This window comes from Sphingomonas sp. PP-F2F-A104-K0414 (assembly GCF_004340945.1).
Lineage (GTDB): Bacteria > Pseudomonadota > Alphaproteobacteria > Sphingomonadales > Sphingomonadaceae > Sphingomonas.
The window spans coordinates 23,285-37,018 of sequence record NZ_SLYD01000002.1 but is presented as its reverse complement, the minus strand read 5'-3'; the positions used below and the strand labels follow the sequence as shown (position 1 = coordinate 37,018).

Sequence of the window (13,734 nt, the reverse complement as noted above, 5' to 3'; positions counted from 1 at the left end):
TCATAACCGAACCTATCCTGTTGTGATCTTTACTCAATAGTCCTTCGTATATTTGACGCTCGCGCTCTGCCCGCCGCTCGATCCCGCGGCCGACAACAGGCTGAGCGCCTTGGTCAGCGCGATCTCGAGCTGCGTCGAGGTGAAGCCCTTCGCGTCGGTCACGATCTCCACATAAATGTTCTTTGTAATGTACTTGCCGGCCGCGAGGCTGGTGCCACGCCCGGTCGCCTGATCGGCGCCGAGGACGCGCAACCGGTCGAACCCGGTCGCCGAGCGCAGCTTGCCGAGCGGGTTCAGACCACCGCCGCCCGACCCACGCAACGAGTTCAGCGCGGAGGCTAGCTGGATCGCCTCGGTCGCCGACAGATTGGCTGGGCTCGACCCGAACAGCAGGCGGCTGAGCACCTCGTCCTGCGGCAGCGCCGGCGTCGAGGTGAACGCGATCTGCGGACGCTGGCCGGTACCCGTCACGTTGATGACGACGGTGATGTCGCTGGTGGTGGTGGTCGCCTGAATGTTGATGTCGGGATCGGTCAGCGCGCCGCCACGGAAGCGGATCTGCCCCTTGTTCACTTCGAACCGCTTGCCCGAGAACGAATAGGTGCCGCGAACGATGTCCAGCCCGCCCGTCACGATCGGCGCGGCGGACGTGCCGCCGATGTGCATGTCCATCTCCCACTCGGATTCGAGGCCCATGCCCGAGACGAACAGCTGGTTCGGCGCACGAACGCGGAGGTCGAGCTTGAACTTGCCGATCGCGGGCACGTCCGAGCGATCGGTCGAGACCGCCGTACGGATGTCGCTCTTGCGACGCACACCGGTCAGTTCGGGCACCTCGGCCTGACCCTGGCGGATGATCTGGTAGCGCGCCTCGGGGATCTGGAGATCGCCCTGGATCAGGCCGCCATCGCGTCCGTTGGTGAGGTGAACCGTACCCGTAGTCGTAGCGCTGATCGCATCGCTCTTGGCCAGCTGCGCATTGTTCAGCGTCGCGCGGATGTCGATCGGGAAACCGCTATCCGCAGCGAACCCGATCGTGCCCTGCGCCTGCACGGTGCCGTCGCCGGCCTTCGCGGTCAGCTGCGTCAGTTGCAGGTCGGTGTTCGAGAACCGCCCGGCGATCCGCATCTGCGACAGACGCGTGCCATAGGTCTCGTTGTCGTAGGTCAGGTTGTCGGCGCGGACGACGCCGTTCAGCTGCGGCGCAGACAGGCGTCCCGAGAAGTCGGCGGCGACCGCAATCGGCCCCGACAGCTGCTGGTTGGGGATCGCGGCAAAGCTGAAGAGCACCGCGGACGGACCGTTGTAGCGGATCCCGCCCGACAGCGGCGCGGCCATCAGGCGCGTGCTCCACGAACCGTTACCGGCCGGGAGTGGCCGCAGGTTCGCAACCATGCGGCCGATGACTGACGTACCCCGACGGACCAGCGCACGACCGGTCGCACCGTCGCCGCCGAGCGTCCCGGCGAACACGATGTCGACGGGATCGGAGACGGCAGCGAGGCCCGAGCGCGTGAAGTTGGCGACGGTCACGCGGGCGTCCGCGGTCGGCAGGGCCGCCGAGTTCGCCTGCGAGAAGTCGAGGCTGCCGGTCGCCTTGCCGCCAATACCCAGGTTCGGGACCAGAGCGGAGAGCGTCGACAGGTCGAGACGATCGAGCCGGACTTGTGCGTTCGTGCCGCGGCCATAGTTGCCGGCCAGGCGCGCCGAGCCGCCGCCTGCGCCACCGAAGTCGATCCGGGTCGGCGACAGACGATATTCGCCCTTCACCGCCTGGATACGTGCCGGGTTGACGGTGCGGAAGTCGATGCCGTTCGCCTGACCCTGTGCTGCGACGAGGTAGTTGTTCGGGCTGAGCTTGGCGTTGACGGCGAGGCGGAAGGGCACACCGTTCGAGCCCGTCAGCAGCGCCTGCGCAGTGCCGTTGCCGCCGACGTAATTGACCTTCGCGCGCGCCGCCGAGAGGACGATCGCGCCGTAGCGCATGTCCGCGATCTGCGCGTCGGCGACGATCTGCGGTGTCGGCGTCAGGACTGCGGTCGCGCTGACGATCGCGCGGCCGATGGTGAAGTCGACCATGCCGGGGATCTTCGCGCCGTTGGCACGCGCTGCGACATCGGCGCGCTGATAGCCGCCCTGGTTGGCGAGGCGGACGTTGCCCGACAGGCCTTGCCCGGCGAACTGGAGCGCGCCCGCGAACGGACCTGCGGCGGTCTGGACGATCCGGCCGCTGCCGACGATCCCGGCGAACACCACGCGGCGCACGTCGACTGCGAGTTGTGCGCCCGGCTTCACCAGCACGTCGGCGGTGAATGGGCCGTAGTTGGTACCGCCGCTCGCGGTGACGGCATACGCGCCGCCGCGGCCGACGATCCGCGCATTGAGGTTCACGAGGCCGACGCCGACGCCCGGACGCGGTGCGCGCAGGACGACGACCGGTGCGGTCGCGCTGCCCGTGACGCGAGCAGACAAGGGGCCGTAGGCGGTCGAATAGGCGTCGGCATTCACCAGCACCGCGCCGGTGGCCGGATCGAACCGGCCTTCGCCGCGCGTGACGCGGAACTGTGGCGCGTTCATGCGGAGATTGCGGAAGGTGACGATGCCTTCGGGGCTGTAGCCGATGTCCGAGCGGACGATCGCGTTGCCGCCGAGGAAGCTGCGCGCGCCTTCGTTAAAGATCTGCGAGGTCTGCGCGACAACGCGGCCGGTGATCCCGAATCCGCCCTTGGGTCCCGGCACCAGCTTGGCGTCGGTCGTCAGGTTGACGATGCCGATGCCGTCAACGCGGTAATTGTTGACCCGCCCCTTGAGCGCGCCGGTGTAGCGGCCGGTCGCCATGTTCGCGACGACCACCGCTGTCGCATCGATCTTGTCCGAACGGATCTTGAGGTTGTCGGAGAGGACGTTGACGCCCGAGATCGCGAAGTCGCCGTCGATCGCGACGTTGGTGGCGAGCCCGCCGACCGCGGCATTGAGCCCCGTCACGCGACGTGCGCGCGCCTTGACCGGCACCAGGATGCGGTCGGAGTTCACGCGTGCGAGCCCCTCGGCGTAGAGGTTCTCGACGCCCATGTCGCCGAACGCGATCGTCGCGGCGCGGACCTTGTAGTCGACCGTCGGCGTCGCGAACGCACCATCGAGCACGACGCGCGCGGTAACGTCGCGACCACGCAGGTTCGGCAGAATCGCTCCGGGGGTCAGCAGCTTCGCGTTGACCGCGAAATTGCCGAACCGGCTGTTGGCGAGATCGATCAGACCACCGGCATCGACCGCGAGCGCGTCCGACTTCAGCGTCATCCGCGTGTCGGCCTTGCGGTCGTTGAGCGTGGTATCGATTGCGACGTCGAGCTGTGGCGACGTCAGGCGCTCGACCGGCCCTTCGAGATACAGGCCGGGCCGCGTCGAACCGCGCACTTCGATATGACCGTTCTTCGCGGTCAGGCCGAGATTGGCGAGCTGTCCGCCGCCGAGCGTCGCGACCGCGCGCCCCTGCCACGAGGCCCAACTGCCGCGACCATCGACGCTTGCGGTCAGCGGCGCCTTGAACGCGCCCATCGTCGAGACGACGCCGCCGACCGGTGCGGTCAGCTTCAAATTGACGTCGAGCTTGTTCTGTTCGGGCACCGCGTCGAGCTTGAGCACGAGGCGGTCGCCGCCAGCGATGCCAGGGCCGGTCAGCGCGGTTGCGTTGGTGGTCAGCTGCGCGCGCTTGTCGGCGATGTGGACCGCGCCGTCGATCTTGACGATGTGCGTCTGGCCGGTGACCGGCTTGGCGATCAGGAAGCGATCGATCACCAGGCGGTTCACGTCGATATCGAGATCGGGGAGCAGCGGCGCGTTGGGATCGGTCGGCGTCGCGTTGAGCACCGGGCGGCGCTGCAGCGTGACCAGCGGCGTGGTCAGCGAACGCACATCGACATGGTTCTTGGCGAACGCGAACGGGCGCCAGTCGACGGCGAGCTTCGGGCTGGTCAGGAAGACGCCCTTGGGGTCGGACACCCGCACGTCGCTGAGCGTCATCGCGCCGTAGATCGAGCCGTCGATCCGGCCGACCTTAATGTTGAGCCCGGATGCGGTCGTGTAGCCGCCGATCTGGTCCGCGACGAGGCGGCGGCCCGGATCGGTGTTGATCCCGAACAGCACGACCAGCACGAGTGCGATCAGGCTCACGACCAGGATCGCGAGCCATTTCAGGATGCGCTGCCACAGCGGACGCCGCTCGACCACGATCGTTTCAGGCGTCGTCTCGACGTGCGGAATGCCGTTTTCGGCCATCAGAATGCCTGCCCGATCGAGATATAGAGGGCGATCTTGCCGTCGCCCTTGCGGGGGTTCAGCGGAGTCGCGACGTCGAACCGCATCGGGCCGAAGCTGGTATAGAAGCGCCCGCCGATACCCGCGCCGTAGCGCAGGGACGACAGGTTCGGCGTGCTGCTCTCATAGCTGTTGCCGGCGTCGATGAACGGCACGATGCCGAAATCGCCGAACCGGTAGCGCGCCTCGAGTGCGAATTCGTTGAGCGAGCGCCCGCCGACCGGGTTGCCGTTGGGATCGAACGGCCCGAGCCGCTGATAGCCATAGCCGCGCACCGAGCCGCCGCCGCCGCCGTAATAGCGTCGTGACGGGGCGAGATCGTCGCGGTCGACGCCCTGGATCGAGCCCGCCTTGGCACGGCCCGCGATGACGATGCTGCTGGAGACGGGATAGTAGAACGTCCCCTCGATCATCGTGCGGACGTACGGCTTGACCGACCCCTGCACCGAGGTCTCGGGGCTGAGGTTGAGCGTGAGGCGATAGCCCTTGGTCGGGTTGAGCAGGCTGTCCGAGCGATCGAACTTCACCTGGCCCGGCAGCGCGACGATGCCGTAGGTGCGGCGGACGTCCTTGCCTTGTGCGAAGTCGTAGACGCTTTCGTTCGTGCCGACGAGTTCGCCACCGTAATAATAGGTCAGCGGCTTCTGCCAGATCGGTGTGGAGTCATAGCTCCAGCGGACGCCGACGCTAGTCGTGAACGCGTCATAGGCGTCGTAGTTCGAATGGTTGGCGCCGGCGGTCAGGCTAAACGTCTTGTCGCGCTTGCCCGCGTTGGCGCGGCGGAACGTGCCCGCCAGACCCTGCTCCTGCGTACCGGCGATCACCGAAGCGATCAGCGCGCCCTCGTACGGGAACAGGTTGCGGTGCTGCCACGTACCCTCCGCGCGGAAGCCCTGCCCGGTCGAGAACCCGACATTGCCGCCGAGCGAGCGCGGCTTGCCCTCGCTCTGGCGGACCAGCAGGTCGACCTGCTCGGTGCCGTCGGGGTTGATCGTCCCGGTGCGGACCGGCTCGACCGACACCGTCGAGAATAGCGACGTCGCGACCAGCGCATCGCGCAGATCGTCGGTCATCCGGTTGTCGTAGAGTTCGCCCGCCTTGAACCGCGGGAAGAGGCTCAGATGCTCGAGATTGAACACCGGATCGCCCTCGGTGCGAAGCTGGCCGAACGACGAGCGCGGGCCGGTATCGACGGGCAGCGTGTACGCGCCGGTCGGGGTCTGATCGTCGAGCAGGATGTCGCGCTCGCCGACCTTGACGAACGGATAGCCCTGCTGCGGCAGCGTCAGGCTGACGTTCGCTTCCGCGCCCTGGATGCGCGCGGCCTCGATCGGGTCGCCGACCTTCAACGGCAACTGTTTGCGGACAAGATCGGGCGGGGTCGTCGCGTCCGCCTTCACGGTGATCGACGACAGCGAATACAGCCGGCCGGGTTGCGCGCTGACCGTCGCCTTAAGGCGCGCGGGCTTGGTCGTGTCGGCATCGGGGATCGTCTCGATCGTCGAGATCGCGGTCGCATCGTAATAGCCGAGCGACTTCAGCAGCCGGACCGCCAACGCCTCGTCCTCACGCGCGCGCGCCGCGACCTGCGTGGCGTTCGCCGCCTTGCCCTTGCCCTCGGCGAGCGCGGACAGCGCCTTGTATTCGCCTTCGAGCCCGTCGCCCGCCTTGTCCAGCCCCTTGGTGGCGGTCTCGTAGCGGATCTCGGGCGCGTCCTTGTCCTTGATGTCCGCCGCGGTCTGAAGCGGGGTCGTGTCGAAGCTCGACAGCGGCGTCAGCGGTTGCGCGAGTTGCGGATCGCTCGGCCCAGTCGGCGGCAGCACGTCGCCTGCGACTGTGGTTGCTGGAGACGTCGCGGTTGCGGGCGTCGCGGGTGTCTGGGTCGACGGAGCGGCCAGCGGCACCATCGCTTCCAGCGGCGCGTTAAGGTCGCCACTTAGCGGTGGGAGGGCGCTGTCGAACTCGGCATCGGGGACGATCGGCGCGTCGGAGCGCGGGTCGTTTGACCGCGGCTGGTCGCTGGGTTTGGGCGCATCGGGGCTCTTGGCCGGGGCGGTGCCCGGCTTCACCAATTGGGCGGAACCGATGCCCGCAAACCCCGTTGTCGACGCTACCAACGCGAGAGCGAGCCAATGATGCCGGCTGTTCGAAGCTGTCACACGATTCCCTTTACGGACGGCAATCGTGTACGATTCACCCCCATCTTCGTCCACGTAACGCACGGAGGACGGCTTGGTTTCACCAGAATTCAGATCAGACACAGCCGATAAGGCCACCGACCGGCATGACGACGGTATCGCGGCCGGGGCGGTCGATCCGTAGCGTCGCGGACGTCACGGTCGCGCCAGCCGAGATGTCGGCGCGGACGGCGACCGCCATGTCGAGCGTCGCGGTGACGTCGCCACCGCGATACTGGGTGACGCCGCTGAAGCCGAAGCCGATCGCGGGCGACTGGGTCGCCATCGCGTAATCTGTCGTCTTGCCGTCGATCGTCAGCCGGATCTGCGCGGGGTCGGCGGTCGCCATCGCGACGAGCTGCCGGGCGGCGTCCATGCTCCACAGATACGCGCCGCATCCTTTGGCGGGGAGCTTCTGCTTGCCGATCGCGCCGAGCGGTCCCGGACCCGGATTTGCCGCTACTGACGGGGCCGCGGCTTGCAGCGCGAGCATAAGAGCGAGCGATATCATGGCGTCAGGCCTATCATGAACAGCCAGGCGGGATAACCCGCGATCGCCAGCAACGCGCCGAATGGAAGCGCGGTGTCCGCCGCCATGGTGCGTCCCTTGAGATGCGCGGCGAGGACGACGCCGAGGCCGATCATGCTGGCGATCAGCAGGACGGCGGGCAACATCTGCCACCCCAACCACAGTCCGATCGCGCCGAAGAGCTTGGGATCGCCGCCGCCCATTCCGTCGCGGCCGCGGATGCGTCGATAGCCGAACGCGACCAGCCACAGCGTGGCGAACCCGGCTAGTCCGCCGATCAGGCGCTCCGAAATTGGCGGATCGTTGCCGAGCGCCGCGCTCGCCAGTCCGGTAGCTGCAAGCAGCAGAGTCAGACGATCGGGTAGCCAAAAGGCGACGAAGTCGAGGCTGGCGAGCGCGAGCAGCAGCCATCCGAAGGTCGCGCCCGCAAGCCCGACTGGTCCCGGTACGACGAGCCCCGCCGCGACACCGATCGCGAGGCCAGCCAGTTCGATCCGCCAGTGGACGGGGCTGATCGGTGTGCGGCACGAACGACAGCGTCCTCGCAGGACGAGCGCGCTGAGCAGCGGCACGAGGTCGATCGCGCGTAACGTTCGCCCACAGCCATCGCACGCCGAGCGCCCCTGCATCACCGATCGCCCGTCGGGCCAGCGCGTCACCAGCGCCGCGACGAAGCTGCCGATGATCGCGCCGAGTACGCCTAGCGACACCGCCCAGAACGCCGCCTCAGACACCCGTTTTCCGCACCAGATAGCGATACACGCCGAGGAGATTGATCCCGAACAACACGATGTTCTGCGTGCCCAGCGCCCAGTCCCCGGTCAAGGCCGCACCGCTCAGCCAGGCGATCGACGAGCCGACGAACAGCACGAACCCCCATCCCGTCACGCGCCGCCCGAAATCCAGCGACACCATGAAGGCGGCGATCACCCCCGACCCTGCTGCACACCATTTGAGCGTCGCGATGAGTGTTTCCATGATGTCAGGTCTAGGCGCATCCCGCGGTGCTTTGTATTGCCGCACATCAACCCCAGATACGGGGGCAGAAGAATACATGGAGAGTGAAGTGGCCGCCGATCGAGATCCCATCGTCATCCTGTCCTACGCACGTACGCCGATGGGCTCGTTTCAGGGCGCGCTCGCCGGCGCGACCGCGACGCAGCTTGGCGCAGACGCCGTGCGCGGTGCGGTCGCGCGGTCGGGTGTGTCGGCGGCCGAGATCGAGCGGATCTACATGGGTTGCGTGCTCCCCGCAGGGCTCGGCCAGGCGCCGGCGCGACAGGCTGCGATCAACGCCGGGCTCGGCGACCATGTCGAGGCGACGACGGTCAACAAGATGTGCGGGTCGGGGATGCAGGCGGCGATCCTGGCGGCGGATGCGCTGGCGGCCGGGTCGGTCGACCTGCTCGTCGCGGGTGGCATGGAGAGCATGACCAACGCGCCGTACCTATCGAAGAGCCATCGCGGCGGCGCGCGGATCGGGCATGACCGGATGTACGACCACATGTATCTTGACGGGCTCGAGGATGCGTACGAACCCGGCAAGCTGATGGGCAACTTCGCCGAGGACACTGCGCACGAATACCAGTTCACGCGTCAGCAGATGGACGATTACGCAATCGAGTCGCTGCACCGGGCGCAGCGCGCGCAGAAGTCCGGTGCGTTCGACCGCGAGATCGTCTCCGTCGATATTGCCGGTCGCAAGGGCACGACAACGGTCTCGCTCGACGAGCAGCCGACAAAGGGCGACGTCGCCAAGATCCCGACGTTGAAGCCCGCCTTCTCGAAGGACGGCACGATCACCGCCGCCAATGCCTCGTCGATCTCCGACGGTGCCGCCGCTTTAGTGATGACGCGCGCGAGCGTCGCGGAACGGCTCGGCATCACGCCGATCGCGCGCGTCGTGGCGCATGCCGCGCATGCCCACGCACCGGCGTTGTTCACGACCGCGCCGGTGTTCGCGATGCGGAAAGCGATGGAGAAGGCTGGCTGGTCCGCGTCGGACATCGATCTGTTCGAGGTCAACGAGGCGTTTGCCGTCGTCGCGATGATCGCGATGCGCGACCTCGGCCTGCCGCATGACAAGGTGAACATCCACGGCGGCGCCTGTGCGCTCGGTCATCCGATCGGCGCGAGCGGAGCGCGGATCCTTGCGACGTTGCTGTCGGCGCTTGAGACCACGGGTCAGAAGCGTGGGCTGGCGTCGCTCTGCATCGGCGGCGGAGAAGCGACTGCGATGGCGGTGGAGTTGATGCGCTAAGTCGCGAAGGGGAGGGCGTCCGTCCGGGTGCTCTTCCCCGCCGTCGCGAGGAGCTGGCGTAATTCCCGCCGCATTTGCGCGGATCATGCCCGCGTTTCATTTTTCTATGACCGATTAGCGACGGCGCTTTGCCTCTAGCAGACACTCCGTCCGTCTTATGCAGGCTGGATTGACTCCGTCGATCTTGGTCGAGCGCTAGACCTGAGCGGCGCGCCCCGCGGTCGAGGCGCTATGCCAATGTTACAGCAGTGTTACTGCCGGATCAGCATCCCGCATGCCCTCTGCAAGCAACGTGTCATTTCACATTCTGCACTAGTCGTCACCCGTGAAGTGTCGGCCCGATCAACGTGCTCGCCGCATATGGGCGAACAGCGTTGGTCGAGCCGACGTCGGCATTCACCAGGGGCGAATGCCGGTATAGATCAGCGAGATGATGAGATTCAGCATGTTTTATGCTCCCTTATTGACACCCAACCGGGTGCAATTTCTGCATAATGGATAACAAAACGTTAAACAATCATTTTTGTAAATTGTTAACCATGATTTGCGGCGAGTGGGGAGCGTTCTACTTAAGACTATGTTTATGCGTGTCGGATATCCGTTAGGCATGAGGCAGTTTCCGCAGTCGCACTTCGTAAACGACGCATCCCAAAGCGAATCGCCCGCCTTGTCCGGGACGGTGACGATGACGGGGGTGGGCGGCGTCTCGACGATTCTGCCGCGCCCTGTCGCCTGGCAGTTCCTGATTTTGGCAGAGATCGAGAATTTCGGCGTTCTGCGTCGACATCTTGGGCGACCCCGTGCCGATACGATGATCGTCGATGTCGCGGCACGGATCGGTACGGTGCTGTCGGATGCACGGATCGTCATCGCCGGTCGCGACATGATTGAAATCGCGTTCGAGAGCGAGGCGCGCCTGGCGCTCGACGTGGCGATTGCCGCTCTCGAAACGGCGCTGGATCAGCCCTTCGATATCGATGGCGAGTCGCACAGGATCCACGTCCAGTTCGGGGCGGCGGCCGGGGCGACGATCGGCGATCGCGACGAGGTTCACCTGATCGAGGAAGCCGAGCGCGCCTTGGCCGATGCGCGCAGCGAGCGGGTGGCGGTCGCACGCGACGTGAACGCCGGCGCGGCGTCGATCGACCGGGCGCAACTGGCAAGCGACCTGACGATCGCGATCGATACCGAAGAACTGTTTCTCCAGTATCAGCCCAAGGTTCATCTCCGGCGGCAGGAGATCACCAGCGTCGAGGCGCTAGTTCGCTGGAAGCATGCGACCAGGGGGCTGGTCCTACCGGGCGATTTCATCCCGATCGCGGAGGAATCGCGGGACATCATCGCGCTGACCTTGTGGACCATCCGCCGTTCCATTCGCGACCAGAAGACGCTGGTCGCACATGGTCATGACCTGCGGATATTCATCAATATCGCCGGTGTCCTGCTGGCCGACGCGCGGTTCGTCCGAACCGTCTGCGCGCTGGTCGAAGCCAGCGGCGCGCGACTTGGGTTCGAGATCACCGAAACGTCGGTCATTCGCGATCCCGAAAGCGCGATCGCAAACCTCAAGATCTTTGCCGACATCGGGATCGTGATCGCGATCGACGATTATGGCGCCGGCCTATCGTCGTTGGCCTATCTGAAGCAGCTGCCGGCGCGCGAACTGAAGATCGACAAGCTGTTCGTCACGCAACTCACGAGTTCGAACCGCGACCCGCTGATCGTGCGGTCGACGATCGACCTCGCGCATGCACTCGAGATGGAAGTGGTTGCCGAAGGCGTCGAGACGCAGGCGGCGATGGCGCTGCTGTCGGTCATGGGGTGTGACATGATCCAGGGTTTCCTGATCAGCCGCCCGATCAATCTCGACGCGCTGATCCACTTCCTGGCGGACGAAAAGCACCTCGCCATCGCGGCGGATGTGCGTGCGCCGTTCAACCGTCTTGCAACCGTGTGGAAGCGCGGTTGAGCAGGCGCGCGGCCTTCTGGATCGGAATGGCCTTTAACGTTCTACTCGTCGGTCCTGGGTGTGTGCAGTTGTGCTCGGCCCAAGGTGCTGCAGTGTCACAGGCAGCGCGGTTCGATCAGTCGATCGGCGATGCCAAGGCCGCGATGTTGATCGATCCGGAATCCGCGCGGTCCAAGGCCGCTGCAGCGGAGCAAGTGGCGCTGGCGATCAATGAGCCGAAGGCGCGTGATATCGCGGTTGCAACGGCGCAATGGTTGCAGGGCGAAGCCTATCTGAGAACCGGCAATCCGGAAAAGGCGAGCGCGCTTATCGGCAATGCATTGGCCAAAGTGATTGTCAGCGCGCCACAATCGAAGCTGTATGCCGACATATTGTTGTCGCGTGGTGGGGCTGAAAGTGGGCAGGGGCGTGTCGGTGCGGCTTTGGCCGATTATCAGTCGGCGTTTACGCGGTACCGGCATCTCGGCGATGATCGCGGACAGGCTATGGCACTGATCTTTATTGCCTGGCTGTATACAGAAGCAATGGATCAAGCCACTGCGCTGAAATATTACGACCAAGCAATTGAGACATATAGAACAGATCCGAGCCTTTCCATCTCGATATATAACAATAGGGCAACTGCCTTAGGTGATCTCAAAAATTACAAGCAGGCACTGGTCGAGTTTAACACTGCGCTATCACTGGCTAAAAATCTAAAAAGTGCGCCGTTGATGGCGCAGATATACGCGAATATCGCCTTGCTTCAGTTGTCCATGGGTAACTACTCGGGAGGCGAGCAGGCAATACGAGACGGCATGCGGCTGACTGCCGATCGTGAGACATCGGGATCAAAAGCCGGCATGATCGCGATCGCAGCAAAATTGGCGTTGCAGCGCGGGCAGATTCCTCGTGCGGTCGAGCTGATCACGAGAGCGTTGGCGGAGTTGGGCCCCAAGGGCACGAGCATTTCGCTCAAGGACATCCATCAGACTGCGTATGACGTATTTCTGGCGGCGAACGATCCGAAGTCGGCGCTTGTCCATCTGCAGGCGCTCAAGCGGATCGACGACGATGCGACGAAAGTCGCGACCAGTACCAAGTCGGCGCTGATGGCGGCGCGGTTCGATTTCGCGAACCAGGAATTGAAGATCAGCCAGTTGCGCGCTGACGAGCTGCGGCGCGGCATCGCGTTCGAACGCGCACGGGTGCAGACCCAGCGCTATGTCTTCATGGGTATCTCGGCGGCGGTCGCGATCGTGATCGCGCTGCTGGCGATCGGCCTGTTCACGATCCGCCGCAGTCGCAATCTGGTCCGTGCGGCAAATGCGGACCTGGCGATCACCAACGGTGCGCTCGGCAAGGCGCTCGCGGCCAAGACTGAGTTCCTCGCAACCACCAGCCATGAGATCCGCACGCCGCTCAACGGTATTCTCGGCATGACCCAGGTCATGCTGGCCGACGCCAAATTGTCGCCGTTGCTGCGCGATCGGCTGGGTGTCGTGCACGATGCCGGCCTGACCATGCGCGCATTGGTCGACGATATTCTCGACGTCGCGAAGATGGAGGCCGGCAACCTGACGATCGAGGCGGCGCCGTTCGATCTGTGTGCGACGGTGATGGACGCGACGCGGATGTGGGAGGAGCAGGCGCACAGCAAGGGCCTGACGTTCGAGATCGCGCTCAACGGCTGCCCCGCGATGATCATCGGCGACGCGGTGCGGATCCGGCAGATCGTCTTCAACCTGCTGTCCAATGCGCTGAAATTCACCAAGCGGGGCCGCGTCGTGCTCGCCGTCGAGGTTGCCGAGGACGGTCGGTTGAGGATCGCGGTCACCGACTCCGGGATCGGCATCCCTGCCGACAAGCTCGAACAGATTTTCGAGTCCTTTGCGCAGGCCGATGCCGGCACCACCCGCCAGTTTGGTGGGACCGGGCTGGGATTGGCGATCTGTCGCAACCTCGCACGGGCGATGGGCGGCGATGTCCTGGTCGCCAGCGTCGAGGGGCAGGGCACGACCTTCACGCTGGTCCTGCCGTTCGTCCGTGCCGCCACGGTCGCCCCGGTCGTCGTTCCGGTCGCGATCGGTACCGCGGTTACCTTGGTCGTCGATCGCAATCCGATCACGCGCAGCATGTTCAAGACCCTGCTGGCCCCGCGTGCCGGAACGATCGTGTTTGCGGGATCGGCCGACGCCGCCGTGGAGCGGTTGGCGGAAGGTCCGGTCGCGCACGTCCTGATCGACGATGCGACGGTCCGCCTCGGCGAAGACCCGCTGGCCGATCTGCGTATCATCGCCCAGGCGGCACGGTCGGCCGGCGCGGAAACGAGTCTGCTATGGCCTGTATCGGCCGCGCGGGAGCAGGACGAATTGCTTGCGACCGGGGTGACCAGGGTCATCGCAAAGCCGGTGAGCGGTGCCGCCTTGGTGCGCGCGATCTATGGCGAGTCGCCCCCGCAGGACCTCGAACATCCCGTCCTTGTGTCGAACGCCGCATAAAGCGT

General features: G+C 65.4%; 8 protein-coding genes. 3 read left to right on the top strand and 5 right to left on the bottom strand.

What is annotated here, in order from left to right:
• Positions 1 to 33 precede the first annotated feature (33 nt).
• The 5 genes from C8J46_RS04335 to C8J46_RS04315 form a co-directional block, all read right to left on the bottom strand.
• Positions 34 to 4,275: a translocation/assembly module TamB domain-containing protein gene (locus C8J46_RS04335; RefSeq protein ID WP_132735471.1), complete on the bottom strand. Its 4,242-nt coding sequence runs from the start codon at positions 4,273 to 4,275 to the stop codon at positions 34 to 36.
• Positions 4,275 to 6,473, bottom strand: coding sequence for a BamA/TamA family outer membrane protein (locus C8J46_RS04330; RefSeq protein ID WP_243643217.1), 2,199 nt, complete (start codon positions 6,471 to 6,473; stop codon positions 4,275 to 4,277). Before C8J46_RS04330 ends, C8J46_RS04335 begins: the two co-directional genes overlap by 1 nt.
• A 94-nt stretch (positions 6,474 to 6,567) precedes the next feature.
• On the bottom strand, positions 6,568 to 7,002 hold the full coding sequence (locus tag C8J46_RS04325; protein WP_132735468.1) for a hypothetical protein: 435 nt from the start codon (positions 7,000 to 7,002) through the stop codon (positions 6,568 to 6,570).
• Positions 6,999 to 7,754 carry an A24 family peptidase gene (locus tag C8J46_RS04320; protein WP_132735466.1) on the bottom strand — a complete coding sequence of 252 codons (756 nt, stop codon included), beginning with the start codon at positions 7,752 to 7,754 and terminating at the stop codon, positions 6,999 to 7,001. The genes C8J46_RS04325 and C8J46_RS04320 overlap by 4 nt, the downstream gene beginning before the upstream one ends.
• A complete protein-coding gene (locus C8J46_RS04315; RefSeq protein ID WP_165886453.1) occupies positions 7,747 to 7,998 on the bottom strand; it encodes a hypothetical protein in 252 nt (83 codons plus the stop codon). Before C8J46_RS04315 ends, C8J46_RS04320 begins: the two co-directional genes overlap by 8 nt.
• Positions 7,999 to 8,074: 76 nt before the next feature.
• Here C8J46_RS04315 and C8J46_RS04310 point away from each other — a divergent pair, with 76 nt between their 5' ends.
• The 3 genes from C8J46_RS04310 to C8J46_RS04300 all read left to right on the top strand — a co-directional run bounded on the left by C8J46_RS04310 (position 8,075) and on the right by C8J46_RS04300 (position 13,729).
• Complete coding sequence (locus C8J46_RS04310) at positions 8,075 to 9,280, top strand: acetyl-CoA C-acyltransferase (RefSeq protein ID WP_132735463.1); 1,206 nt, start codon at positions 8,075 to 8,077, stop codon at positions 9,278 to 9,280.
• 607 nt (positions 9,281 to 9,887) lie between these two features.
• Positions 9,888 to 11,249, top strand: a complete 1,362-nt coding sequence (locus C8J46_RS04305) for a GGDEF domain-containing phosphodiesterase (RefSeq protein ID WP_243643216.1) — start codon at positions 9,888 to 9,890, stop codon at positions 11,247 to 11,249.
• Between the two features lie 92 nt (positions 11,250 to 11,341).
• Positions 11,342 to 13,729, top strand: a complete 2,388-nt coding sequence (locus C8J46_RS04300; RefSeq protein ID WP_165886452.1) for an ATP-binding protein — start codon at positions 11,342 to 11,344, stop codon at positions 13,727 to 13,729.
• The last annotated feature ends 5 nt before the right edge of the window (positions 13,730 to 13,734 follow it).